The sequence below is a fragment of the Bremerella sp. P1 genome (assembly GCF_028748185.1).
Taxonomy (GTDB): domain Bacteria; phylum Planctomycetota; class Planctomycetia; order Pirellulales; family Pirellulaceae; genus Bremerella.
The window spans coordinates 4,551,552-4,569,202 of the sequence record NZ_CP118164.1 but is presented as its reverse complement, the minus strand read 5'-3'; the positions used below and the strand labels follow the sequence as shown (position 1 = coordinate 4,569,202).

The following is a 17,651-nucleotide window of genomic DNA, read 5'->3' as shown; positions in this document are numbered from 1 at the left end:
AACGGTGCGTATTCATTTCACCTGGGTATTGCTTTTTGTGGTGTGTCTGACGTCGCCGATTGCGGCGGAGGAAACATTCCGCACGGACACGAGCGAGGACGAGAAACTTCCGTGGTATCAAACCGTACCAGGGCAATTTCCGCCTGAGGGTTCGGCCCACTACTTCACCGGAGAACTCGTCGGCAAGGATCATATCCACCGCACCGGTACCATCCGTGTCTCCCGCACCGACAAGCAGCGCCGTAGTCATTGGGACTTGCCCATCGACTTCCGTATCTTGCCGTATGGCTCGCTGTCGTACCATGGTTCTCCGGCGGCCTTGAAGGACATTCCTATCGGGACGCATCTCCATGGCCTGTGGTACATAAAGGATGAAGGGGAAGAAACCAAATCGCTCTTCTATAACCGTAAGAGCATCGAGTCCGACTTCACCAAAGCGTTTCGGCTGGTTGATGACTTCACCTATTACCAAGAGAAGAACGAATTGTGGCAGGTTGACAACGTTGACCTGAAAGAGATGAAGCTTAAGCTTGTCAGCCAAGCCGAAGGGGAAGAGAAACCGACTTCCATCGAACTCGATCTGACGGCAGCCACGCGGGTATATCAGGGGAAGCAAGTCGCCACGCTGGAAGATATCCAGCCGGGACAGAACGTGCTTTTCAACTTGACCTGGGCAACCCTCTATGGCGTTGGGCGTTGCACCGACTTGTGGCTCGACGAAGAAAGCCGCCAGATCGCCCAGGCTCGGCAATTAGCACAACATCGGCTGCACCAGAAAGACCGAGGCCTGGCTGGCATCATCGACGCCGTCGACAACCAGAAACGTATTCTGACAGTAACCCTTTTTGGCGGAATCGATTCCAGCTTGTACGAAGATTTCAAGCCCAATACGACGGCACAAGTTTGCGTATCGGAACCAACACTACAGATCTACGATCAGGTCAACGACAAAAAAGGGGGACCGATCCTTGCCGTCAATCAAGTCGAGAAGAAGCCAGGCAGTAGCGGCATCCAGATTCAGGTTCAACCATCGCTGCTTTTGGAAGGATTTCGACCTGGCCGAATCGTTCGGATTTTCCCCAGCGGATGGCCAGTCGTTACGCTGCCTGAGGAAGAAACTCTCTGGCCAGAACGCGATTAGCCCACTCGCAGCCAACCACAGTAATGAAAAAAGCCTCGCAACAGCTGCGAGGCTTTTTCATTTCCGATTGAGCGTACCTGAATTACTTCTTCAGCTTCGCGATCAAATATTCCGTCGAGCTGCGATACTCGGGATCCTTCACGCCTGGATGCTTCAGGTAGACGTCGACGCCTACTTCATTCAGTTTCTCGGCGAGTGTCAAACCCATGACGCCTGAGTGGGTAGGATCTTTCGGTGAGGAACCCAGCTCTGGGACTTCGCCGTTGTAGAACATAGCGATCGGTGGATCGTCTTTACTGACGTGCGAGAACGGCGAGTACTCTTTGATCCAGGGCATCACTTCTTCCCGCTTCTCCATCACCACGTCCAAGTTCGGCAAGCCGAATGCGTGGGCACCGTAGCGATAGTTGGGCATCCACTCTCGGAGCTGCTTGGGATCCAGGGAAACCTGGGCACCATTCACAGCCGCACAGAATAGTCGCGTCGACTCGCGGGCAATCGGATCGTCGCTCTTGGGGTCGGCCATGTCATCGTGAAAAGCCAGCCACAGCGAAGAGCAACCACCAGCAGAACCACCGGTGGCACCAATTCGCTCTTTATCCAGGTTCCACTCTTTCGCTTTCGAGCGAACAAACTGCAACGCCCGGGCAGCATCTTCCAGCGGTGCTTTGACCGGTGGCTTCACGCCTTCCTGGACTGCGTTCTTCACATAACGGTAGTTGATGGCAACGACCGAGATACCGTTATCGAGGAAAGCCTTGGGGTTGGTCTTCTTATCGCCGCCTTGCCAGCCACCGCCGTGGATGTAGAAGACCACCGGCGTTGGTTCGTCCGACTCAGCCTGGTAGAAGTCCAGCACCTGGCGTGGATGCTCGCCGTACGGGACATCTTTAAGCTGCTTGGTTTCAGCTACGACGGCCTGTTGAATCAACAACAGGGCAGTAATCGAGAACAACAATCGTTTCATAGAGGTAATTCCTTAGGTGGGAAAGAGAGTAGGTGTCAGGTAGGATCGACTCAAAAATAGCCGCTTTTCATGCCTGTTGCAAGAAAACTCGTGAAGCGATAAACGCGTGAACTACGGGACTTTCGGTGTGGGGAGCTCACCATCAACTTTCGCCCCGGTCGTATTCAGGTCGACGTTGCCAAACTGGCACTCTTCAAACGTAACCTTCCCGCCATCCAGACGCACACGGGCGGGCTGCTCCTTATCCTTCGTTTCGATCGAGACGCGTTCGAGATGCAATACGAACGACTCTTCTCCGGCCCGCGGACCGGCCACCAAAGCCGAAGCGTTTGTCGCGTTAACGATCTCACAATCAACCAGGGCATGCTTACGGCCAATCAAGAGCACGTCGACGTTCACATTCCCAAAGAACCGACAGACTCGATAAATCGTCTCCGCCTGGTTGACGTCGGCCACTCCGTTTTCGTTCCCAAAGAAGGCGCCGCGATCGACCGTACACTGGGCCGATTCATGTGCCGAAAAACCTTCGTCGAAGCAATCGAATCCCTGAATGCCATTAAATTTGAGATCTCGGCAGTCGCCATGGATATTGAAGCCGTCGTTCAGAAAGTTACGGGCACGCAGGTTTCGAACAGCCAGCTTACGACACTCGCCGCTGGTAGCGATCCCGTTGACTCGCGTTGACCACTCCAGCTTCGATATATCACCGCGGACATACAACCAGCCTGACTTCTCATCGATATTCTCGAAGCAGAACTGACGCGGCTTCAGTTTACTGACCGGGGGAAAGTCAGGCGAATTGGAACTTTGCGTTCGCCCCATGCGTTCCATACGTCCGTCAAAGATCAATAGATGCCGGTCCAACGGCGTGCGCTGTAGTTTGCGTCGATAGAGCCCGTCCTCAACCTCTTCCCACCCCGTAGCCGGCAGTGGATCGGCCCCGTCAAGCGTCACGCCGTTTCCTTCGATCGTGATCCCGACTTGCGATCGAAAGTGACCCGATTGCCGGTACACGGCTCCACGAGGATGCAGCTTAATCACATCCCCTTCAACGGCCTTATTGATGGCGGCCTGTAGTGTCTTGAACGGAGCTTCGGACGAACCAACATTCGCGTCGCTGCCAACCAGTGGATTGACGTGCAAATCAGCCGCATGCAAAGGCGCCAGCCCCAGCAGCAAACCATTCAGGCACAGGATTACCGAGAATACGAAAATACGCATAACGAGCATGGAGCACCCAAGAGAATTGGAAGAAGGTAGTCGTTATAGTGTATCCTCTTTATCAAGCGGTGCGAAATCACAGCGGAATCGTCGAACTAATCCAACGTAGTCATCTTGAACGAAACGAATAGCATGAGCAGCGGAAGCCGTCGTTTTGTATTTCTAGTCGTCTTCTCGTTGGTAGCTTGCTTTACCTCGGCGGCGAGGTCAGCCGAGTTCTTGGTGATTTCCGACATACACTTTCAGCCGTTCGCAGGCCTGGACCAAGAGCAGTTCAAGCATCTTGCCGATTTACCAGCCGATCAGTGGGGGGAGTTTCTCGCCGACACGAATCCATCACTGGGCAAGATCGGTAGCGACTCGAACTACCGGCTGATGACCTCGGCTCTGGATGCCGCGAAGTCCCATACCCCCAGTCCTCTCTTCATTCTTTACCCCGGCGATTTCCTCGCGCATCAATTGCAAGAGAGGTATGAGAAGCTTGCCCCGAAGTCGATCTCCGAGGACCCCGCTGCGTACCGAGCGTTCACGATGAAGGCTATCGAAGTCGTTGCTCTTGAGCTACGTAAACGTTTTCCGGATGTGCCTGTTCTGGCTACGCTGGGCAATGATGATTCGTTTTGCGGCGACTACTGGATTCAGCCGGATGGCATGTTCCTGCATCAGTTCGCCGATCGCTGGCAACCAATGCTTGGTGATACCATCGATGCCGATACGTTCCGTCAGTCATTTGCAACTTTGGGAGCCTACCGCGCCGATCTCCCTGGCATCGCCTCCGACCGATTGCTCGTTTTGAATTCGGTTTATTGGTCCGGCAGCTACTGTTCGTCCTATTTCGATCCCAAGGATCAGAACTGCTGCGCGTGTCAAAACCCAGGGGCGAATCCAGGGTACGCCTTAATGGATTGGCTGACTTCTGAACTGGAATTAGCCCGCAAGCAGCAGAAGCGAGTTTGGCTTCTGATGCATGTCCCGCCAGGACTCGATAGTTACCAGGAAGAGAAGGAAGGTGGTCGTAGCCTGGCCGCCGAGATGTGGAAGCCCGAGTTCATGCAGCGATATCTGAAACTGATTGAAGAGTTCCGTGATACGCTTCATGTCTCATTCACCGGGCATACGCACATGGACGACTTCCGGATCGATCGGCTCAACGACAAGCCAGCTTTGCTGCACAAGATCGCCCCAGCGATTAGTCCCATCTTCGGCAACAACCCTGGCTTCCAGTCCTTTGAGATTGATCCTGAGACAGGCGTCATTCCCAACTGGAAAACCTACTCGCTGAATCTTGCCGATCCGCAGAGGCCCACCACATGGCAATTGGAATACGAGAATAGGACCACCTACCAGCTCGAGTCGCTCAATGCCCAGTCGGCCGAGCAGTTATTCCGCTTCATGCATGCCCATCCCGCTTCGGCTTTTGCAACCGCTTTTCGCAAGCACTACGGCATGGGTGCGTTTGTCATTCAAGAGAAGGATCTTCCCATCTATCTGTGTACGATTCTGAATGCCACCTATCCGCAATTTGCGACCTGCCTGCAGAATCATGGCCTGGCCAAGCCTAAGCAGGCCGACGAGCCGGCCCAAGTTCGACGACACGCTGGTGGCATGGCTGCCAAGTAGGGCTAGCAGCCCACTCAGCCCGAGAATTCCAGTAATATCCCTCTCTTTCTTGCCATCGAACTCGATGGACTCCCGACTGGCCTTACTGCGGCTTACCTCATTTTAAATCGTTCCGCCTAACACATGTTGACATATCGCGACCTTGCGATATATTAATATCAAGAGAGGAATGAAATGGCACCGATAAACCAACCATCCGGAAAGCCCCCAGGCGGCGTGCAAGAGTTCGCAGAAGCAGCCGAATGCCTTCGTACGCTGGCCCACCCGGTCCGACTGAGAATCGTTCAGTTGCTGCTTCACGGTCGCTACACAGTTGGCGAGATCGCCAAGGACTGTGAAACGCCCGACAATGTGACTTCAGAGCACCTGCGTCTGCTGCAGCGATGCGGCTTTCTGCAAAGCGAACGAGAAGGACGTTTCGTATACTACCAAGTGGCCGAGCCTCACCTCGAGCACCTGATGGCATGTATCGAAGGGCGTTTTCTCCCGTGCGGTGCCAAGTATCGAACCCCGTAGATTTTTTTTGCGATAACATATCGTCGCATTGCGACATGTCGACCTTTAGACTGTTTTAAGTTTTGCAGCACGAGATCGAAAGGCGGACGGAAGTAGAGCCATGACGGTATTTCTCGCAGTCCTGTTCGGAGCAGTAGTCGGTTTTGCCCTAGGGCTGACTGGCGGCGGCGGTGGCGTGTTCGCCGTCCCTCTGCTCGTGTTTGGACTCGGGGTCGAACCTAGAGAAGCCGTCGGCATCTCCCTGGCGGCCGTCGGAGGCACGGCCATCTCGGGAGCACTTCCCCGCTTGCTGCGAAATGAAATCGAACTGAGAACCGGCCTGCTATTTGCAGTTTCAGGCATGTTAGGCGCGCCGATCGGAGCATACCTTTCCAAGTTTGTACCCGGAAACGTACTGCTCACCTTGTTCGCGTGTTTGATGTTTGTGGTTGCCTATCGCATGTGGCAAAAGTCAAAAAACCCGGCGGTAGTTATCCCTGCTGCAAACTGCGAACCAAGTGCCGACCGCGCCTCGTGTCAGCGAGATGAAGACGGGAAACTGATCCTGACTTCCAAGTGCGCTCGGTTGCTTGTCCTCGTGGGTATCGCCACCGGGCTCCTATCCGGCATGTTCGGTGTCGGTGGTGGATTTGTGATCGTTCCGGCGCTTGTGCTCTTCAGTGGCATGGCCATTCATCGCGCAATCGCAACCTCCTTGTTTGTCATTGTCCTGATCAGCTTGAGCGGATTTACCTCGCACCTGTTCAGCGGCAACGAATTTAACTGGGGACTAACCGTCCAGTTTCTGATCGGCGGCTTCGCCGGCATGGGGCTGGGAAGCATGCTCGCTCGAAAACTTAAAGGACCGACGCTCCAGAAGATTTTCGCGACAGCCGTCGCTCTGGTTGCCGTCTTTGTCATCGCCAAGTCAACACTTCTATAGAAATAAGGACATCTGCCATGTTGCTCAAATACTTTTACGACAAGTCACTCGCTCATGCCTCTTACATGGTTGGCTGCCAGCGTGCCAGTGAAGCCGTGATTGTCGACCCGGGCCGCGACATCCAAAAGTATCTGGACATGGCCGCGCGCGAAGGCGTCAAGATCGTCGCCATTGCTGAAACGCACATACATGCCGACTACGTTTCCGGTGCCCGTGAGCTGGCCGATCGAGTCGGTGCCAAGCTCTACGTTTCGGATGAAGGCCCGAAGGAATGGAAGTACGAATACGCCGATCAGTACTCGCACCAACTGCTTCACGAAGGTGATCACTTCATGATCGGGAAAATCCGATTCGATGTACTGCATACGCCGGGGCACACGCCTGAAAGCATTTCGTTCCTGCTGACCGACCAGGGTGGTGGTGCCCAAGAGCCGATGGGGATCTTCACCGGCGACTTCGTTTTCGTGAACGCCGTCGGTCGACCGGACTTGCTGGAGCAAGCTGCCAAGATCATGAACACCGCCAAAGCTGGTGCGATCGACCTGTTCCACTCGCTCGAGAAGTTCAAAAAGCTGCCGGAATATCTGCAAGTCTGGCCAGCCCACGGAGCCGGAAGTGCCTGCGGTAAGGGATTGGGAGCTGTTCCCTCCTCGACCGTCGGTTACGAGAAGCGTTTCAACCCAGGCCTTCAATTCAACGAAGAAGAAGCATTCGTCGACTACATCCTGGCCGATCAGCCGGAAGTGCCTCCTTACTTCGCCGTGATGAAGCGTGTGAACAAGGAAGGCCCGAAAGTGCTTGGCGAAGACGCCAAGATCAGTAAGCTCGCGGCCAGCAAGTTACCGGCAGCCATCGAGCAGGGGACCGTCGTAGACCTCGTTGCCTCGAAGTCGTTCGCCAAGGCTCATGCCTCCGGCACGATCAACATCCCCATCGGTTCACTCAGCACCTGGGGTGGATGGCTGATCGACTATGATCGGCCTGCCTACCTGGTGGGAAGCTCCGAACAAATGCAAGAGGCGATGCACGTCTTGCTCAGCATCGGAGCGGAAAACATCGGTGGTTACTTCGAGCGTAGTGAAGTCGCTAATGCGGACTTGCTGAACGAAAGCTACGAAACCGTGAATGCGACCGAGTTGTCTGACCTTCTCGCCAACGAGTCGGTCATGCTGGTCGATGTGCGAAGTGATCAGGAATGGAACGCGGGTCACATTCCTCATGCCCAGCATAACTTCCTCGGCAAGTTGCCCGAGACGTTGGATGAGATTCCTCAAGATCAACAGATTGTGGTTAACTGCCGCAGTGGTGCTCGCTCGGCGATCGGAGTTAGCGTGCTCCAGGCTGCCGGACGAAAAGACGTGATCAACCTGGAAGGTGGTTTCACCGGATGGACCGGCAAAGGTTATTCGGTGGTTCACCCTGAGGCCGTTGTGTCCAAGTAACGGGAAAACCATCCGTACCTTTCCTTCCTAGAAATGCAAGGTGAGCCATGCTCGATACGCCGACCAATGCTCGTTCCCAGTCCGTTGAACAGCGTTTGAACGACCCTCAAACGCAAGAGATGTTGCACCGTCTACTGGACCATGCGGAAGTACTGGACAACGTCCTTTCCGTGGCCCAGGACTTGCCGAATCTTGTGGCCGTTGCGACGGACTTGTTCGATTCGCTTGCTCGTCAGGCAGCCGAGAACGACATCGATCTGGAGCAACGAGCAACTCAGTTGCTTCAACTTTTCAAGAAGGCGACCGATCCGCAAAACATTCAAGCCCTGAATGTGCTGGTCGATCACCTTCCGCAATTGCAGAAAGCAGCTGAGATGTCGGACGAACTGCCGAACCTGGTTTCGGTTGCCATGGATGTCTTCGACGAGTGGGCTACCGAACTGAAGCAGGAAGGCGTCGCCCTGGAAGAGAGTGTCCGCAACGGAATTCATGCGGCACTCTACCTGGGTGGTCAAATCCGCCGCGAAGAACTCGATCGGCTCGGTTACCTGCTGCGATCGGACGTTCTCAGTGAACATTCGGTCGAAACCGTCAGCCTGATGGGTTCGGCCCTGTCATCTTGTCGCCAAGGAAGCTGTGAGCAACCCGTGCCGGAACGCCTGGGTTTGCTTGGACTTCTCAGTGCTTCACGAGATTCCAATACGCAACGTGCCCTGGCCTTTGCCGTTCAATTCGGCAAGTGCTTCGGCAACTTACTCGACGAGAAGCACCCCGCTCAATCCGCTCCGCCGGCAGTCAAAAGTTAGGAGACTCGTTCATGGCTCATCATCAAATTGTCATTGTTGGCGGAGGAACGGCCGGTATCACCGTGGCCGCTCGTTTGCGAAATGCCGACCCGTCGCTCGATGTCGCCCTTATCGAGCCTTCGGACAAGCACTACTATCAGCCGCTGTGGACCATGGTGGGTGGTGGCATCTTTCGCCCCGAAGTGTCTGGCCGGGACGAAGCAAGTGTCATTCCGCGAGGTGTGAAGTGGATCAAAGATGCCGTCGCCACGTTTCAGCCCAACGAAAATCAGCTGACGACTCGCGATGGTCAAGCGATTACCTACGAATACCTGATTGTCGCACCCGGCATTCAAGTTAACTGGGACAAGGTCAAAGGCCTGAAAGAGTCGGTCGGAAAAGACGGCGTTTGCAGTAACTACTCGATCAACACAGTCGGAAGCACCTGGAAGTTCATCCAGGGACTGAAAGAGGGAACGGCACTCTTCACCCAGCCTGCCGGGGCCGTGAAATGCGGTGGTGCTCCTCAGAAGATCTGTTACCTGGCCGAAGATCACTTCCGTCGCTCAGGCGTCCGAGACCGCATCAATGTGATCTTCACCGCCGCCGGGCCACGGTTGTTCGCGGTCGAAGAATACCGCGAGGTATTGGAGAAAGTGGCTGCTCGTAAAGGTGTCGAAACTCGCTTCCGCCACAACCTGACCGAGGTTCGTTCCCAAAGCAAGGAAGCCATTTACCACCACATGGATACCGAGGAAGAGATCGTCATCAAGTATGACATGATCCATGTGACACCGCCCATGGGTGCCCCCGACTTTGTTGCCAACAGCGAGTTGGCCGGCGAAGGGGGCTGGGTCGATGTCGATAAATTCACCTTACGCCATAACCGGTTTTCCAACGTCTTCTCACTCGGAGATGCTTCCAGCCTGCCCACCTCCAAAACAGGTGCCGCGATCCGTAAGCAAGCTCCGGTGCTGGTCGAAAACCTGTTATCGGTGATTCAAGATCGTCCCCTGACCGCTCAGTACGACGGATACACCTCGTGCCCCGTGGTTACCGGATACGACAGCCTGGTTCTGGCAGAGTTCAACTACGAAGGTCGCCCGGCTGAAACGTTTCCCTTTGATCAAGCACAAGAACGCTTCAGCATGTTCCTGCTGAAGAAGTTTGGACTGCCGGCTTTGTATTGGCACGGCATGTTGAAAGGTCGCGTTTAAAGCTTCCATTGGTACCAACTTTTTTACTTCTCAGAGACGTACGTGCTTGAAGCACGGACTATCCAACAACTCAAAGGACACCTCCCATGGCCACCATTTCGTCTCGCATCCTGCTTGTTTTATTACTCTCTATGGTTTGGTGCGCCTCAGTAGACGCCCAAGGGTTTGGGCGTGGCCGCATGGGACGCGGTCCCGGCCAAGGTCAGGGCCCTGGTCCCGGTGCAGGACCGGGCCAACGTCAAGGTCAAGGTCCCGGCCACGGCCCTGGTCAAATGCAAGGCCAAGGTCACGGTCACGATGATCAGCATGAAGTCGACATGGAGGTCTTTCACTACCTGTTAGAGAACCATGACAAGATCCGCCGCACAGTGAAAGAACTCGACAATGGCGTCGAGACGCTGACCGAGTCGGATGTGCCCAGTGTCGCGGCACATATCAAGACGCACGTCGAACAAATGACCGTCCGTATCGAAAAGCCGTCCCCCATTCGTATGCGAGATCCCCTGTTTGCGGAAATCTTCCAGCACACCAAGAAGATTAAGATGGTGCATGAAGATACTCCCAAAGGCGTGAAAGTCACGGAAACTTCCGATGATCCTTACGTTGCTACCCTGATCAAAGAGCATGCCAAGGTTGTGTCGAAATTCGTCGAACGAGGCTTCGCCGAAGCCCACAAAAACCACGCTGTGCCTGGTCGTCAGCCAGCCCAGCAAGGCGGAAAGGCATTTCCAAAGGTCAAGCAACATGGCGGCGTCTTCAACATGCCCAATGCCGCGCAGCAGCCTCGTCCTGGTTCCAAAATTGCGGTCGACGTTACTCAGTCTTCCGAGCCGGATCAGCTGAATCCTGCGATTGAAAAGGTTGCCCGGTTCGTTAACCTATACGCCGGTGCCGGCAAAGAGGCAGCAGATGTTGAGATTGCACTCGTCTTTCATGGTGGCGCTACTCTGGCCGTCTTGAATGATGATGCCTATAACGATACTTTCCAAACCACGGAGAACCCTAATCTCGCCTTACTGCGAGACCTCCACCATGCGGGGGTGCAGATGTACGTCTGCGGTCAATCCCTGCAAGGAAAAGGCAAGAGTGCAGAGGACGTAGTCGTCTTTGTCGACACGGCCGTTTCGGCATTGACGACGAATGTTAATCTACAGTCTGATGGCTATACCTACATTCCACTTGGCAACTAAGATTCTAGTTGTCGATAGCCAATGGAAGGCTATCGGCCAGGCGAACATCTGAGAGGGAAACTAATGAAGATTGTCATTGTTGGTGGAGTTGCTGGCGGTGCCTCGGCCGCGGCTCGCGCACGGCGTCTGAGCGAAGAAGCCGAGATCGTGGTGTTCGAGCGTGGTGCTCATCCATCCTTTGCAAATTGTGGTCTCCCTTACTACGTGGGCGGCGAAATCGAATCGCGCGACAAGCTGTTGGTCGCGCCGATTCGCCTCTTGCGAGAGCGTTTGCGTCTGGACGTCCGCGTCCGTAGCGAAGTGACCAAGATCGACCCCGAGTCGAAGACCGTCACCGTCAAGAATTTGGAGTCTGGCGAAGAATACACCGAAAGCTACGACAGCTTAATCATTGCGACCGGTGCGTCTCCCTTTCGTCCTCCGCTGCCTGGGATCGATAACGAGCGTATCGTCAGCCTACGCGATCTAAACGACGCCGATCGCATGCGGGAACTGGCAACCGAGGGTGCCACGCGGGCCGTGATCGTCGGTGCCGGTTTCATCGGAATCGAAGTCGCCGAGAACCTCGTTCGGCGCGGGATCGAAACCACGATTGTGGAACTGGCCAACCAGATTCTTCCGCCGTGGGATCGAGAAATGATCCTTCCGCTGGAAAAGCGTCTCGTCGCCGAAGGGATCGACCTGCGACTGGGTTCTTCCGCGAAGCAGTTCGATTCCGATAAAGACAAAATCAATGTCACGCTCAATGACTCTTCGGTAATCGCAGCGGATTTTGTCGTGCTTTGCATCGGCGTTCGTCCCGAAAGCAAACTTGCCGCCGAAGCAGGCATCGAGTGTGGCCCGCGTGGTGGCATTCGTGTCAACGAACAAATGGAAACCAACATCCCCGATATCTACGCGGTTGGGGATGTGGTTGAAACGACTTGTGTCGTCACCGGCGACCCGATTCAAATTCCCTTGGCAGGCCCCGCCAACCGCCAAGGCCGGATCGCTTCCGACCGCATCTTCCAGCGAGAGTCGCATTACCGCGGAACCGAGGGGACAGCCGTGGTCGGCATGTTCGGTCAGACTGCGGCAATGACCGGGTTGAGCGAGAAGATCCTACTCATGAAAGAGATTCCCTACGAGAAGATCTACTTGCATCCGACCGATCACGCAGGCTACTTCCCTGGCGCCAAGCAAATGCTATTCAAGCTCTTGTTCTCGCCGGATGACGGCAAGATCCTCGGTGCCCAGGCCAGCGGAACCAGTGGTGTTGATAAACGCATGGACGTGATCGCCATGGCCATTCAAGCGAAGATGACCGTCTACGATCTGGAAGAAGCCGAGCTTTGCTATGCCCCGCAATACGGGCACGCCAAGGACCCAGTCAACATGGCTGGCTTTATTGCCTCAGGAGTGATGCGTGGGGATCAGCCGATCATTCATGCGAGCACTCTCAAGGACCCGTCAGCCAATAACCTGTTTCTGCTGGATGTCCGTACGACCGGAGAGTTCGCCAAGGGGCATATCCCCGGAGCGGTGAACATTCCCGTCGAAGAACTCCGCGATCGACTCGACGAATTGCCTGCCAAACAGCCGGTTGCGACGTACTGCCAAGTCGGACAACGAGGCTACCTCGCCACGCGTATCCTCTTGCAACATGGTATAGACGCTCGCAACATCAGCGGCGGCTACCGACTCTGGAGCATCCTGGAAGATCAAAGCTAGTCGCGAGCCATCCAGACCTCGACCAAGCACCAAGAGCCTGCCAGCGGATTCACTTCCGGGGCAGGCTCAGTTGTTTTGGCGATAGATGCACCACACACCATCTTGCAGGATGGTGGGCTGCAGGCCTTGTGCTTTCGCAAATTCATCGACGGCTCGCTGAACTCCCCAGACACCTTCGCCGTCGCGGTGAATGGCGTAATCGTGCCCGCACAGCGCCCCGCCTGGTCGGACCTTGGGCCACCACGCGTTGATGTCGTCGCGGACCGCTTCATACAGATGATTGGCATCGATAAACACGAAGTCGAGTGATGCCGCTTGAAATCGATCGGCTGCCTGAGGGGACCACTCACGAAGCGTAAAACGTCGGTCCTCTGCGAACTTCGTCCAAAACATCGTCTCTTCAAAGGCCCGCTGAAAGTACGCTCGGTCTTGCTTTCCCATATGGCTTTCGCCGCCGTACGGTTGCCATGCATCGACCAACCACAACCGCAAATCGGGAAATGTTCGCAAGAGCACCTCGGCCGTCCACCCGTCGAAGACTCCCACTTCCGCTCCAGTGAGATCACTCCCCAGCGTTCGTAAGATCTCAATCAGCGACTCATGCCGCGACTGGGCCGGGCGTTCCAGCCGCATTACGTCGAGTGATTCGTTGAACCATTGAAAGAGCAGGCACTGGTAATCTAATTGCACGCGAGGATACCACTGAGGCCAAACTCGCATCGCCACGGCCTGTTCTGAGTACGAATATCCAGGCACAGGCTTCTCAGTCGAGAGCGCGCGGAAGTACTCTCGGCAGAACTCCGTGCGACCGAAGAACATGCCGCTGTTGAACCAGTGCCTACCCTGGGCGTTCACCGCCGCAGGTAGTGACGATTGATAGTCAATGTACTCCGGCAGTTCCGGCCAGCAGCGTGATCCGACGGCGTTGTAAACCAGGTCGCAAGTAAAGTGCGACTCGAAACGTTCGACCAGCAGTGCCGGGTCCTGAAAGATAAGCGTATCGGACGAATCACTCCCCATGACATAGGGCGTATCGATCGACTCGAGAGCTTCTGCCGTGAGGGCGAGCTTGTCGATGTTTCGCCAATTGTCCGGTTTCTTGAGCACTAGCGGCTTGATACCGAAACGGGCCAAGCTTTCTTCAAACACGCCGTTGGGCTTCTCCTGACGCGAAGGACCGTGCCAGGTGATGAACGTAATATCGGAAGCCGAGCTGGACTGCTGAGGGGTAAACGCGGCGATGGTCTGTCGCACGCGATACCAACTCGCATGAAGCGGACCAGGGCAATGCAAGGCCAACGGATCGGAATCCCAGAGAAGATTACGGATGCGAAACACGGTGAAAGCTACCTCTATGCTGATCCTGGGCTACGCTTCTGTTTCACCAGCTGTTCCAGCAGCGAGGTATACCGATCGGCCATCTGCCGGGCATGACCATGCTGCATGGCAAACTGCCGAGCTTCGGTCCCCAGCGCATTGGCCCAGGCACGACGTGTTTGCAGCGTCTTGGCCGCCTCCGCGAAGCAGTGCGGATCGCCGTCAACGATCATGCCGCTTTGGCCATGCGTTATCAGTTCCGGAACGGCTCCCACTTCAGTTGCGATGATCGGCAGCCCATGAAACATGGCTTCCAGGACGACCAGCCCAAACCCTTCGTGCTCCGACGTCATGCAGTAGGCATCCATCGCCTGGTAATAGTCACCCAGGTAGTCGGTCGCTGAAACAAACGCATAGCGATTCGGAATCAGGCGATTGGCCATTTCCAGATACTTGGTCAGCTTCGGTCCGAAACCAACGGCCAGCATTTTGAAATTGCGAGGCAGCGAAGCAACCGTTTCGATCAGCAGCTCAAATCGTTTTTCCGATGAGAAGCGGGCCACGATCCCCAGCAAAAAGTCATGAGGACCAAAGCCGAGCGATTCACGAACATCTTTCCGCGACCGTGTGGTAGCCAGTCGTGCAGTATCGATGCCGTTGGGAATCACGGTCGTCTCGAAGCCATCGCACACCAACTTTTTCGCGCGCTGACTGACCGCGATCACGTGATCGGTGATGCGGTGATTTCGCATGAGCGTCGAACGCGTCCAGTCCGCTTCGCCATGGGCAAGAAACACGCACAGCGGCGGCTTCACGTCGGTCAGCCAGTTATCCAGGCCGATTCCCCAATACAGCAGAACGTCCGAGTCCTCGGCCGCTCTGCGCACGGCCTCTTGCTGACCAACTTCAACTGGCAGTCCCAGCTTCTGGCAAAACTCTTGGTTGACAAGATTCGCCTGAGTGACGATGCATCGTTGAATGACGACTCGGCTTGGATCGAGAAAGCGAACCAGGCTCGACAGGTGCTGCTCGACACCACCAGATACAAGACAGGGCCCCACGTGGGTAACCCTTATCGGCCCTGAAGTTTCACCCTGGCGAACCGACTGCAAGGTGACTTGCGGGACGAAGGACTCAGGTTCTTCGCAAGGAGCGTAGTAGGGGCCGCCGCAATCCTCATGAATGAGACTTCGCTGTGCGGAAAGGTAGACGTTTTCAATCGAGGATGGTTCATCATCGTAGGGTCCATTCACAGGCTTGATCCGTACAACAAGTTTCAATGATGTCAAACATGGTGCTTACTAGTTGTCTTTAGGCTTTACAGCCCCGATATAAGATGGAAGCTCTCCACCTGCCCCGCTACGGATGAGCTCTTGTATCTCGGCATTCCCACCGGCGGATGGATCATTCCATTGACTGGCATCAATCGCGCCAGGTGCCAGTTGCGTGGTGACTTGATTGTCGATCTGCTCGATGCGATCGGGGTTATCATCCTCGGGATGCGTAAACACAGGCTGCCAGTAGTTGGCTTGCCAATTCCACAAATCTTTGGCCTGCGTGAGACTCGCTTCGTCTCCCTGCATCCGTCCACAATCGACCAACAGATTGTTCGCCACCACGGCGAAACGCTCGTGCGTGGGAATTGCGCCGTGTAGCCCTAACCAGAAACGTACGCCAACCATCGTATTGTTGGTGATTTCTAGTTGTCTCTCAAAGACTTCGTCGCTCGGTTCGTCGGCCAGGCTCAGGTTAATCGCATTCGCGCCACCTGCGAATTGATTGTGCGTGATCTGACATCCGTCGACCGGTCGCAGGATGCCAATGTGCGTGTTGATCGACTGAAAGTGGTTGTCGTGAATCGCAATCGATTTGGTGACCGGCCCTGATTCAATCCAGATCGCTTGCCCTTGCCCCTGGATATCGAAGGTACAATCCAAGACCGAGAAACTTTCGACCTCGGCATCCTCTTCAATCTGAACGAGGCCGATCGCTGCCCCCTCCGCCGTCTGAGCAAGGGCCAGGCCCTCGAGCATCACATTCTGGCACTTCCCATCCAGACTAAGAAACGGCGCGTCTTCCACCGTGGCTTCAATACTACGGAAGATGATGTTCGAGCCGTCGACCACTCGAAAGATCGGCTGATCAGGACTCTTGGGCTGGAAGCTCACCGGGCCATCGGCCGCTGGTTGAAGGATTAGGTCTTTCACGTTTTCCAACACGATCGGATCGACATACGTTCCTGCGGGTATCTCGACCGTGTCGCCGGGCTTAGCACTTTGCAGCCGGTTTGCCAGAAGCATTGCAGGGTTTGCATTGCCAGGCTGCATCACCCCCATGATCGAATTCTTCGTCGGCCCATTCGGATCGGAATCGAACCAACCGGCCGCCCACCCGCCAAAAGCAACCAACAGCATCAGCGGAATCGTGATCCCCGAGATCCAGGTCCAGTGCGGCGACTGTTTCTTCTTCTGGTTCGCGCCGAACAACATCGCGTCGATCTCGTCGGTCGATGTCTGGTTTAACTCTCGCAGATGACGCAGCAGCAGGTCACGTACTTCCAGCGACGATTGATAACGCTTATCGGGATCTTTCTGGAGCAGTCGATCGACGATATCGGAGAAGAACTCGGGAGCCTGGGTGTTGAGGTCCTTCAGCGATGGCGGTTTGAACTCGGTCACCTTGCGGGCCATCTCTAGCGGGTTCAATCCTTGAAACGGCGAATAGCCGGTATACATCGCATAGAGAACGCAGCCGAAGGAAAACAGATCGGAACGAGCATCGACCGACTCGCCACGTACTTGCTCAGGCGACATATACGCAGGCGTTCCCAGTGGCATTGCTCCCGACGTCAGATTGGCGTTGTCGATCACGGCCCGAGCCAGACCAAAGTCGGTGATCACCACTCGGTCACTGGCATCGATCATGATGTTGGTAAGCTTTACGTCTCGATGCACCACACCACGCACATGAGCCGCCGTCAAGCCGGAGGCAATCTGTGCCGCGATCGAAAGTATCCGCAAGGGCGTCAGTTGTTCTTCGCGTTTGCGGAAGGCCCTGAGCGTGCATCCGTCGATCAACTCCATCACCAGGTAAGGAATTTCTCCGTTCGACTCGACAGCATGAATGGTGATGACGTTAGTATGGCGAATCGCGGCCACAGCTCGGGCTTCTCGAATGAATCTCCGCCGCGCAATCTCGGACGAAGCCAGTTCTCGGCTGACCGACTTGATGGCAACGAATCGCTGCAACGATTCGTCATAGGCTTTATAGACCACTCCCATGCCACCCTTACCAAGGCGTTCCAAGATGCGGAACTTGCCGATCATCTCGGGGTCGCCTGGTTCAAGCAGTGGGACGTGCACCTCGCTGGCAGTGGGTTCTTCTAACTTTCCGACGTAGGTCCTTGTCGCAGAGTCCTGATCGCATTCAGAGATCTGCTTGCGAAACTCGTCTTCGTCGGAGTAGTCGTCAGCGGGATCGTGTGGGGGTATCAACGACGTGCTCCTCGCGTTTGCGAAACCAAGCATACCTGCCTGGTAACTTCGTTGAACTTCTCATCCAAAGAGATTCGCAGGTCATCTTAACAGATGTCACGAACGTATT

Annotated in this window: 14 protein-coding genes; 9 read left to right on the top strand and 5 right to left on the bottom strand. The window is 55.3% G+C overall.

Annotation, left to right across the window (positions count from 1 at the left end; genetic code table 11):
• Positions 1-4: 4 nt before the first annotated feature.
• Entirely contained in the window at positions 5-1,141 is a 1,137-nt protein-coding gene (locus tag PSR63_RS19210) for a hypothetical protein (protein WP_274327299.1), read from the top strand.
• Positions 1,142-1,223: 82 nt separating this feature from the next.
• Here the strand turns inward: PSR63_RS19210 and PSR63_RS19205 are convergent, their stop codons facing one another.
• Positions 1,224-2,108, bottom strand: a complete 885-nt coding sequence (locus PSR63_RS19205) for an alpha/beta hydrolase family protein (protein ID WP_274327298.1) — start codon at positions 2,106-2,108, stop codon at positions 1,224-1,226.
• A gap of 111 nt (positions 2,109-2,219) precedes the next feature.
• Positions 2,220-3,329 carry a hypothetical protein gene (locus PSR63_RS19200; RefSeq protein ID WP_274327297.1) on the bottom strand — a complete coding sequence of 370 codons (1,110 nt, stop codon included), beginning with the start codon at positions 3,327-3,329 and terminating at the stop codon, positions 2,220-2,222.
• 132 nt (positions 3,330-3,461) lie between these two features.
• Between PSR63_RS19200 and PSR63_RS19195 the strand changes: the two genes are divergently transcribed.
• From PSR63_RS19195 to PSR63_RS19160, 8 genes are all read left to right on the top strand, one after another.
• Positions 3,462-4,949 (top strand): metallophosphoesterase, encoded by a 1,488-nt coding sequence (locus PSR63_RS19195; protein WP_274327296.1) that lies wholly within the window; start codon positions 3,462-3,464, stop codon positions 4,947-4,949.
• Positions 4,950-5,123: 174 nt separating this feature from the next.
• The gene (locus tag PSR63_RS19190) at positions 5,124-5,465 is read left to right on the top strand and encodes an ArsR/SmtB family transcription factor (protein WP_274327295.1); all 342 of its coding nucleotides are present in this window, start codon (positions 5,124-5,126) and stop codon (positions 5,463-5,465) included.
• Positions 5,466-5,565: 100 nt separating this feature from the next.
• On the top strand, positions 5,566-6,387 hold the full coding sequence (locus tag PSR63_RS19185) for a sulfite exporter TauE/SafE family protein (RefSeq protein WP_274327294.1): 822 nt from the start codon (positions 5,566-5,568) through the stop codon (positions 6,385-6,387).
• Positions 6,388-6,404: 17 nt separating this feature from the next.
• Positions 6,405-7,829: an MBL fold metallo-hydrolase gene (locus PSR63_RS19180; RefSeq protein WP_274327293.1), complete on the top strand. Its 1,425-nt coding sequence runs from the start codon at positions 6,405-6,407 to the stop codon at positions 7,827-7,829.
• A 47-nt stretch (positions 7,830-7,876) separates the two neighbouring features.
• Entirely contained in the window at positions 7,877-8,635 is a 759-nt protein-coding gene (locus PSR63_RS19175) for a DUF1641 domain-containing protein (protein WP_274327292.1), read from the top strand.
• An 11-nt stretch (positions 8,636-8,646) separates the two neighbouring features.
• Positions 8,647-9,831: an NAD(P)/FAD-dependent oxidoreductase gene (locus PSR63_RS19170; RefSeq protein ID WP_274327291.1), complete on the top strand. Its 1,185-nt coding sequence runs from the start codon at positions 8,647-8,649 to the stop codon at positions 9,829-9,831.
• A gap of 86 nt (positions 9,832-9,917) precedes the next feature.
• Positions 9,918-11,021: a DsrE family protein gene (locus PSR63_RS19165; protein WP_274327290.1), complete on the top strand. Its 1,104-nt coding sequence runs from the start codon at positions 9,918-9,920 to the stop codon at positions 11,019-11,021.
• A gap of 63 nt (positions 11,022-11,084) precedes the next feature.
• Positions 11,085-12,731 (top strand): FAD-dependent oxidoreductase, encoded by a 1,647-nt coding sequence (locus PSR63_RS19160; RefSeq protein ID WP_274327289.1) that lies wholly within the window; start codon positions 11,085-11,087, stop codon positions 12,729-12,731.
• A gap of 66 nt (positions 12,732-12,797) precedes the next feature.
• Here PSR63_RS19160 and PSR63_RS19155 read toward each other — a convergent pair whose 3' ends face one another.
• From PSR63_RS19155 to PSR63_RS19145, 3 genes are read right to left on the bottom strand one after another with little or no spacing between them, the layout of a single operon-like run.
• The gene (locus PSR63_RS19155) at positions 12,798-14,069 is read right to left on the bottom strand and encodes a class I SAM-dependent methyltransferase (protein WP_274327288.1); all 1,272 of its coding nucleotides are present in this window, start codon (positions 14,067-14,069) and stop codon (positions 12,798-12,800) included.
• 14 nt (positions 14,070-14,083) lie between these two features.
• Positions 14,084-15,301: a glycosyltransferase family 4 protein gene (locus PSR63_RS19150; protein ID WP_274327287.1), complete on the bottom strand. Its 1,218-nt coding sequence runs from the start codon at positions 15,299-15,301 to the stop codon at positions 14,084-14,086.
• A gap of 48 nt (positions 15,302-15,349) precedes the next feature.
• Positions 15,350-17,542, bottom strand: coding sequence for a serine/threonine-protein kinase (locus PSR63_RS19145; RefSeq protein WP_274327286.1), 2,193 nt, complete (start codon positions 17,540-17,542; stop codon positions 15,350-15,352).
• Between the last annotated feature and the right edge of the window lie 109 nt (positions 17,543-17,651).

Excerpts from the sequence above, each read along its gene's own strand:
- PSR63_RS19160 (WP_274327289.1), top strand. The coding sequence starts at position 11,085 with ATGAAGATTGTCATTGTTGGTGGAGTTGCTGGCGGTGCCTCGGCCGCG.
- PSR63_RS19195 (WP_274327296.1), top strand. The coding sequence starts at position 3,462 with ATGAGCAGCGGAAGCCGTCGTTTTGTATTTCTAGTCGTCTTCTCGTTG.
- PSR63_RS19170 (WP_274327291.1), top strand. The coding sequence starts at position 8,647 with ATGGCTCATCATCAAATTGTCATTGTTGGCGGAGGAACGGCCGGTATC.
- PSR63_RS19190 (WP_274327295.1), top strand. The coding sequence starts at position 5,124 with ATGGCACCGATAAACCAACCATCCGGAAAGCCCCCAGGCGGCGTGCAA.
- PSR63_RS19165 (WP_274327290.1), top strand. The coding sequence starts at position 9,918 with ATGGCCACCATTTCGTCTCGCATCCTGCTTGTTTTATTACTCTCTATG.
- PSR63_RS19175 (WP_274327292.1), top strand. The coding sequence starts at position 7,877 with ATGCTCGATACGCCGACCAATGCTCGTTCCCAGTCCGTTGAACAGCGT.
- PSR63_RS19200 (WP_274327297.1), bottom strand. The coding sequence starts at position 3,329 with ATGCGTATTTTCGTATTCTCGGTAATCCTGTGCCTGAATGGTTTGCTG.
- PSR63_RS19185 (WP_274327294.1), top strand. The coding sequence starts at position 5,566 with ATGACGGTATTTCTCGCAGTCCTGTTCGGAGCAGTAGTCGGTTTTGCC.
- PSR63_RS19180 (WP_274327293.1), top strand. The coding sequence starts at position 6,405 with ATGTTGCTCAAATACTTTTACGACAAGTCACTCGCTCATGCCTCTTAC.
- PSR63_RS19205 (WP_274327298.1), bottom strand. The coding sequence starts at position 2,108 with ATGAAACGATTGTTGTTCTCGATTACTGCCCTGTTGTTGATTCAACAG.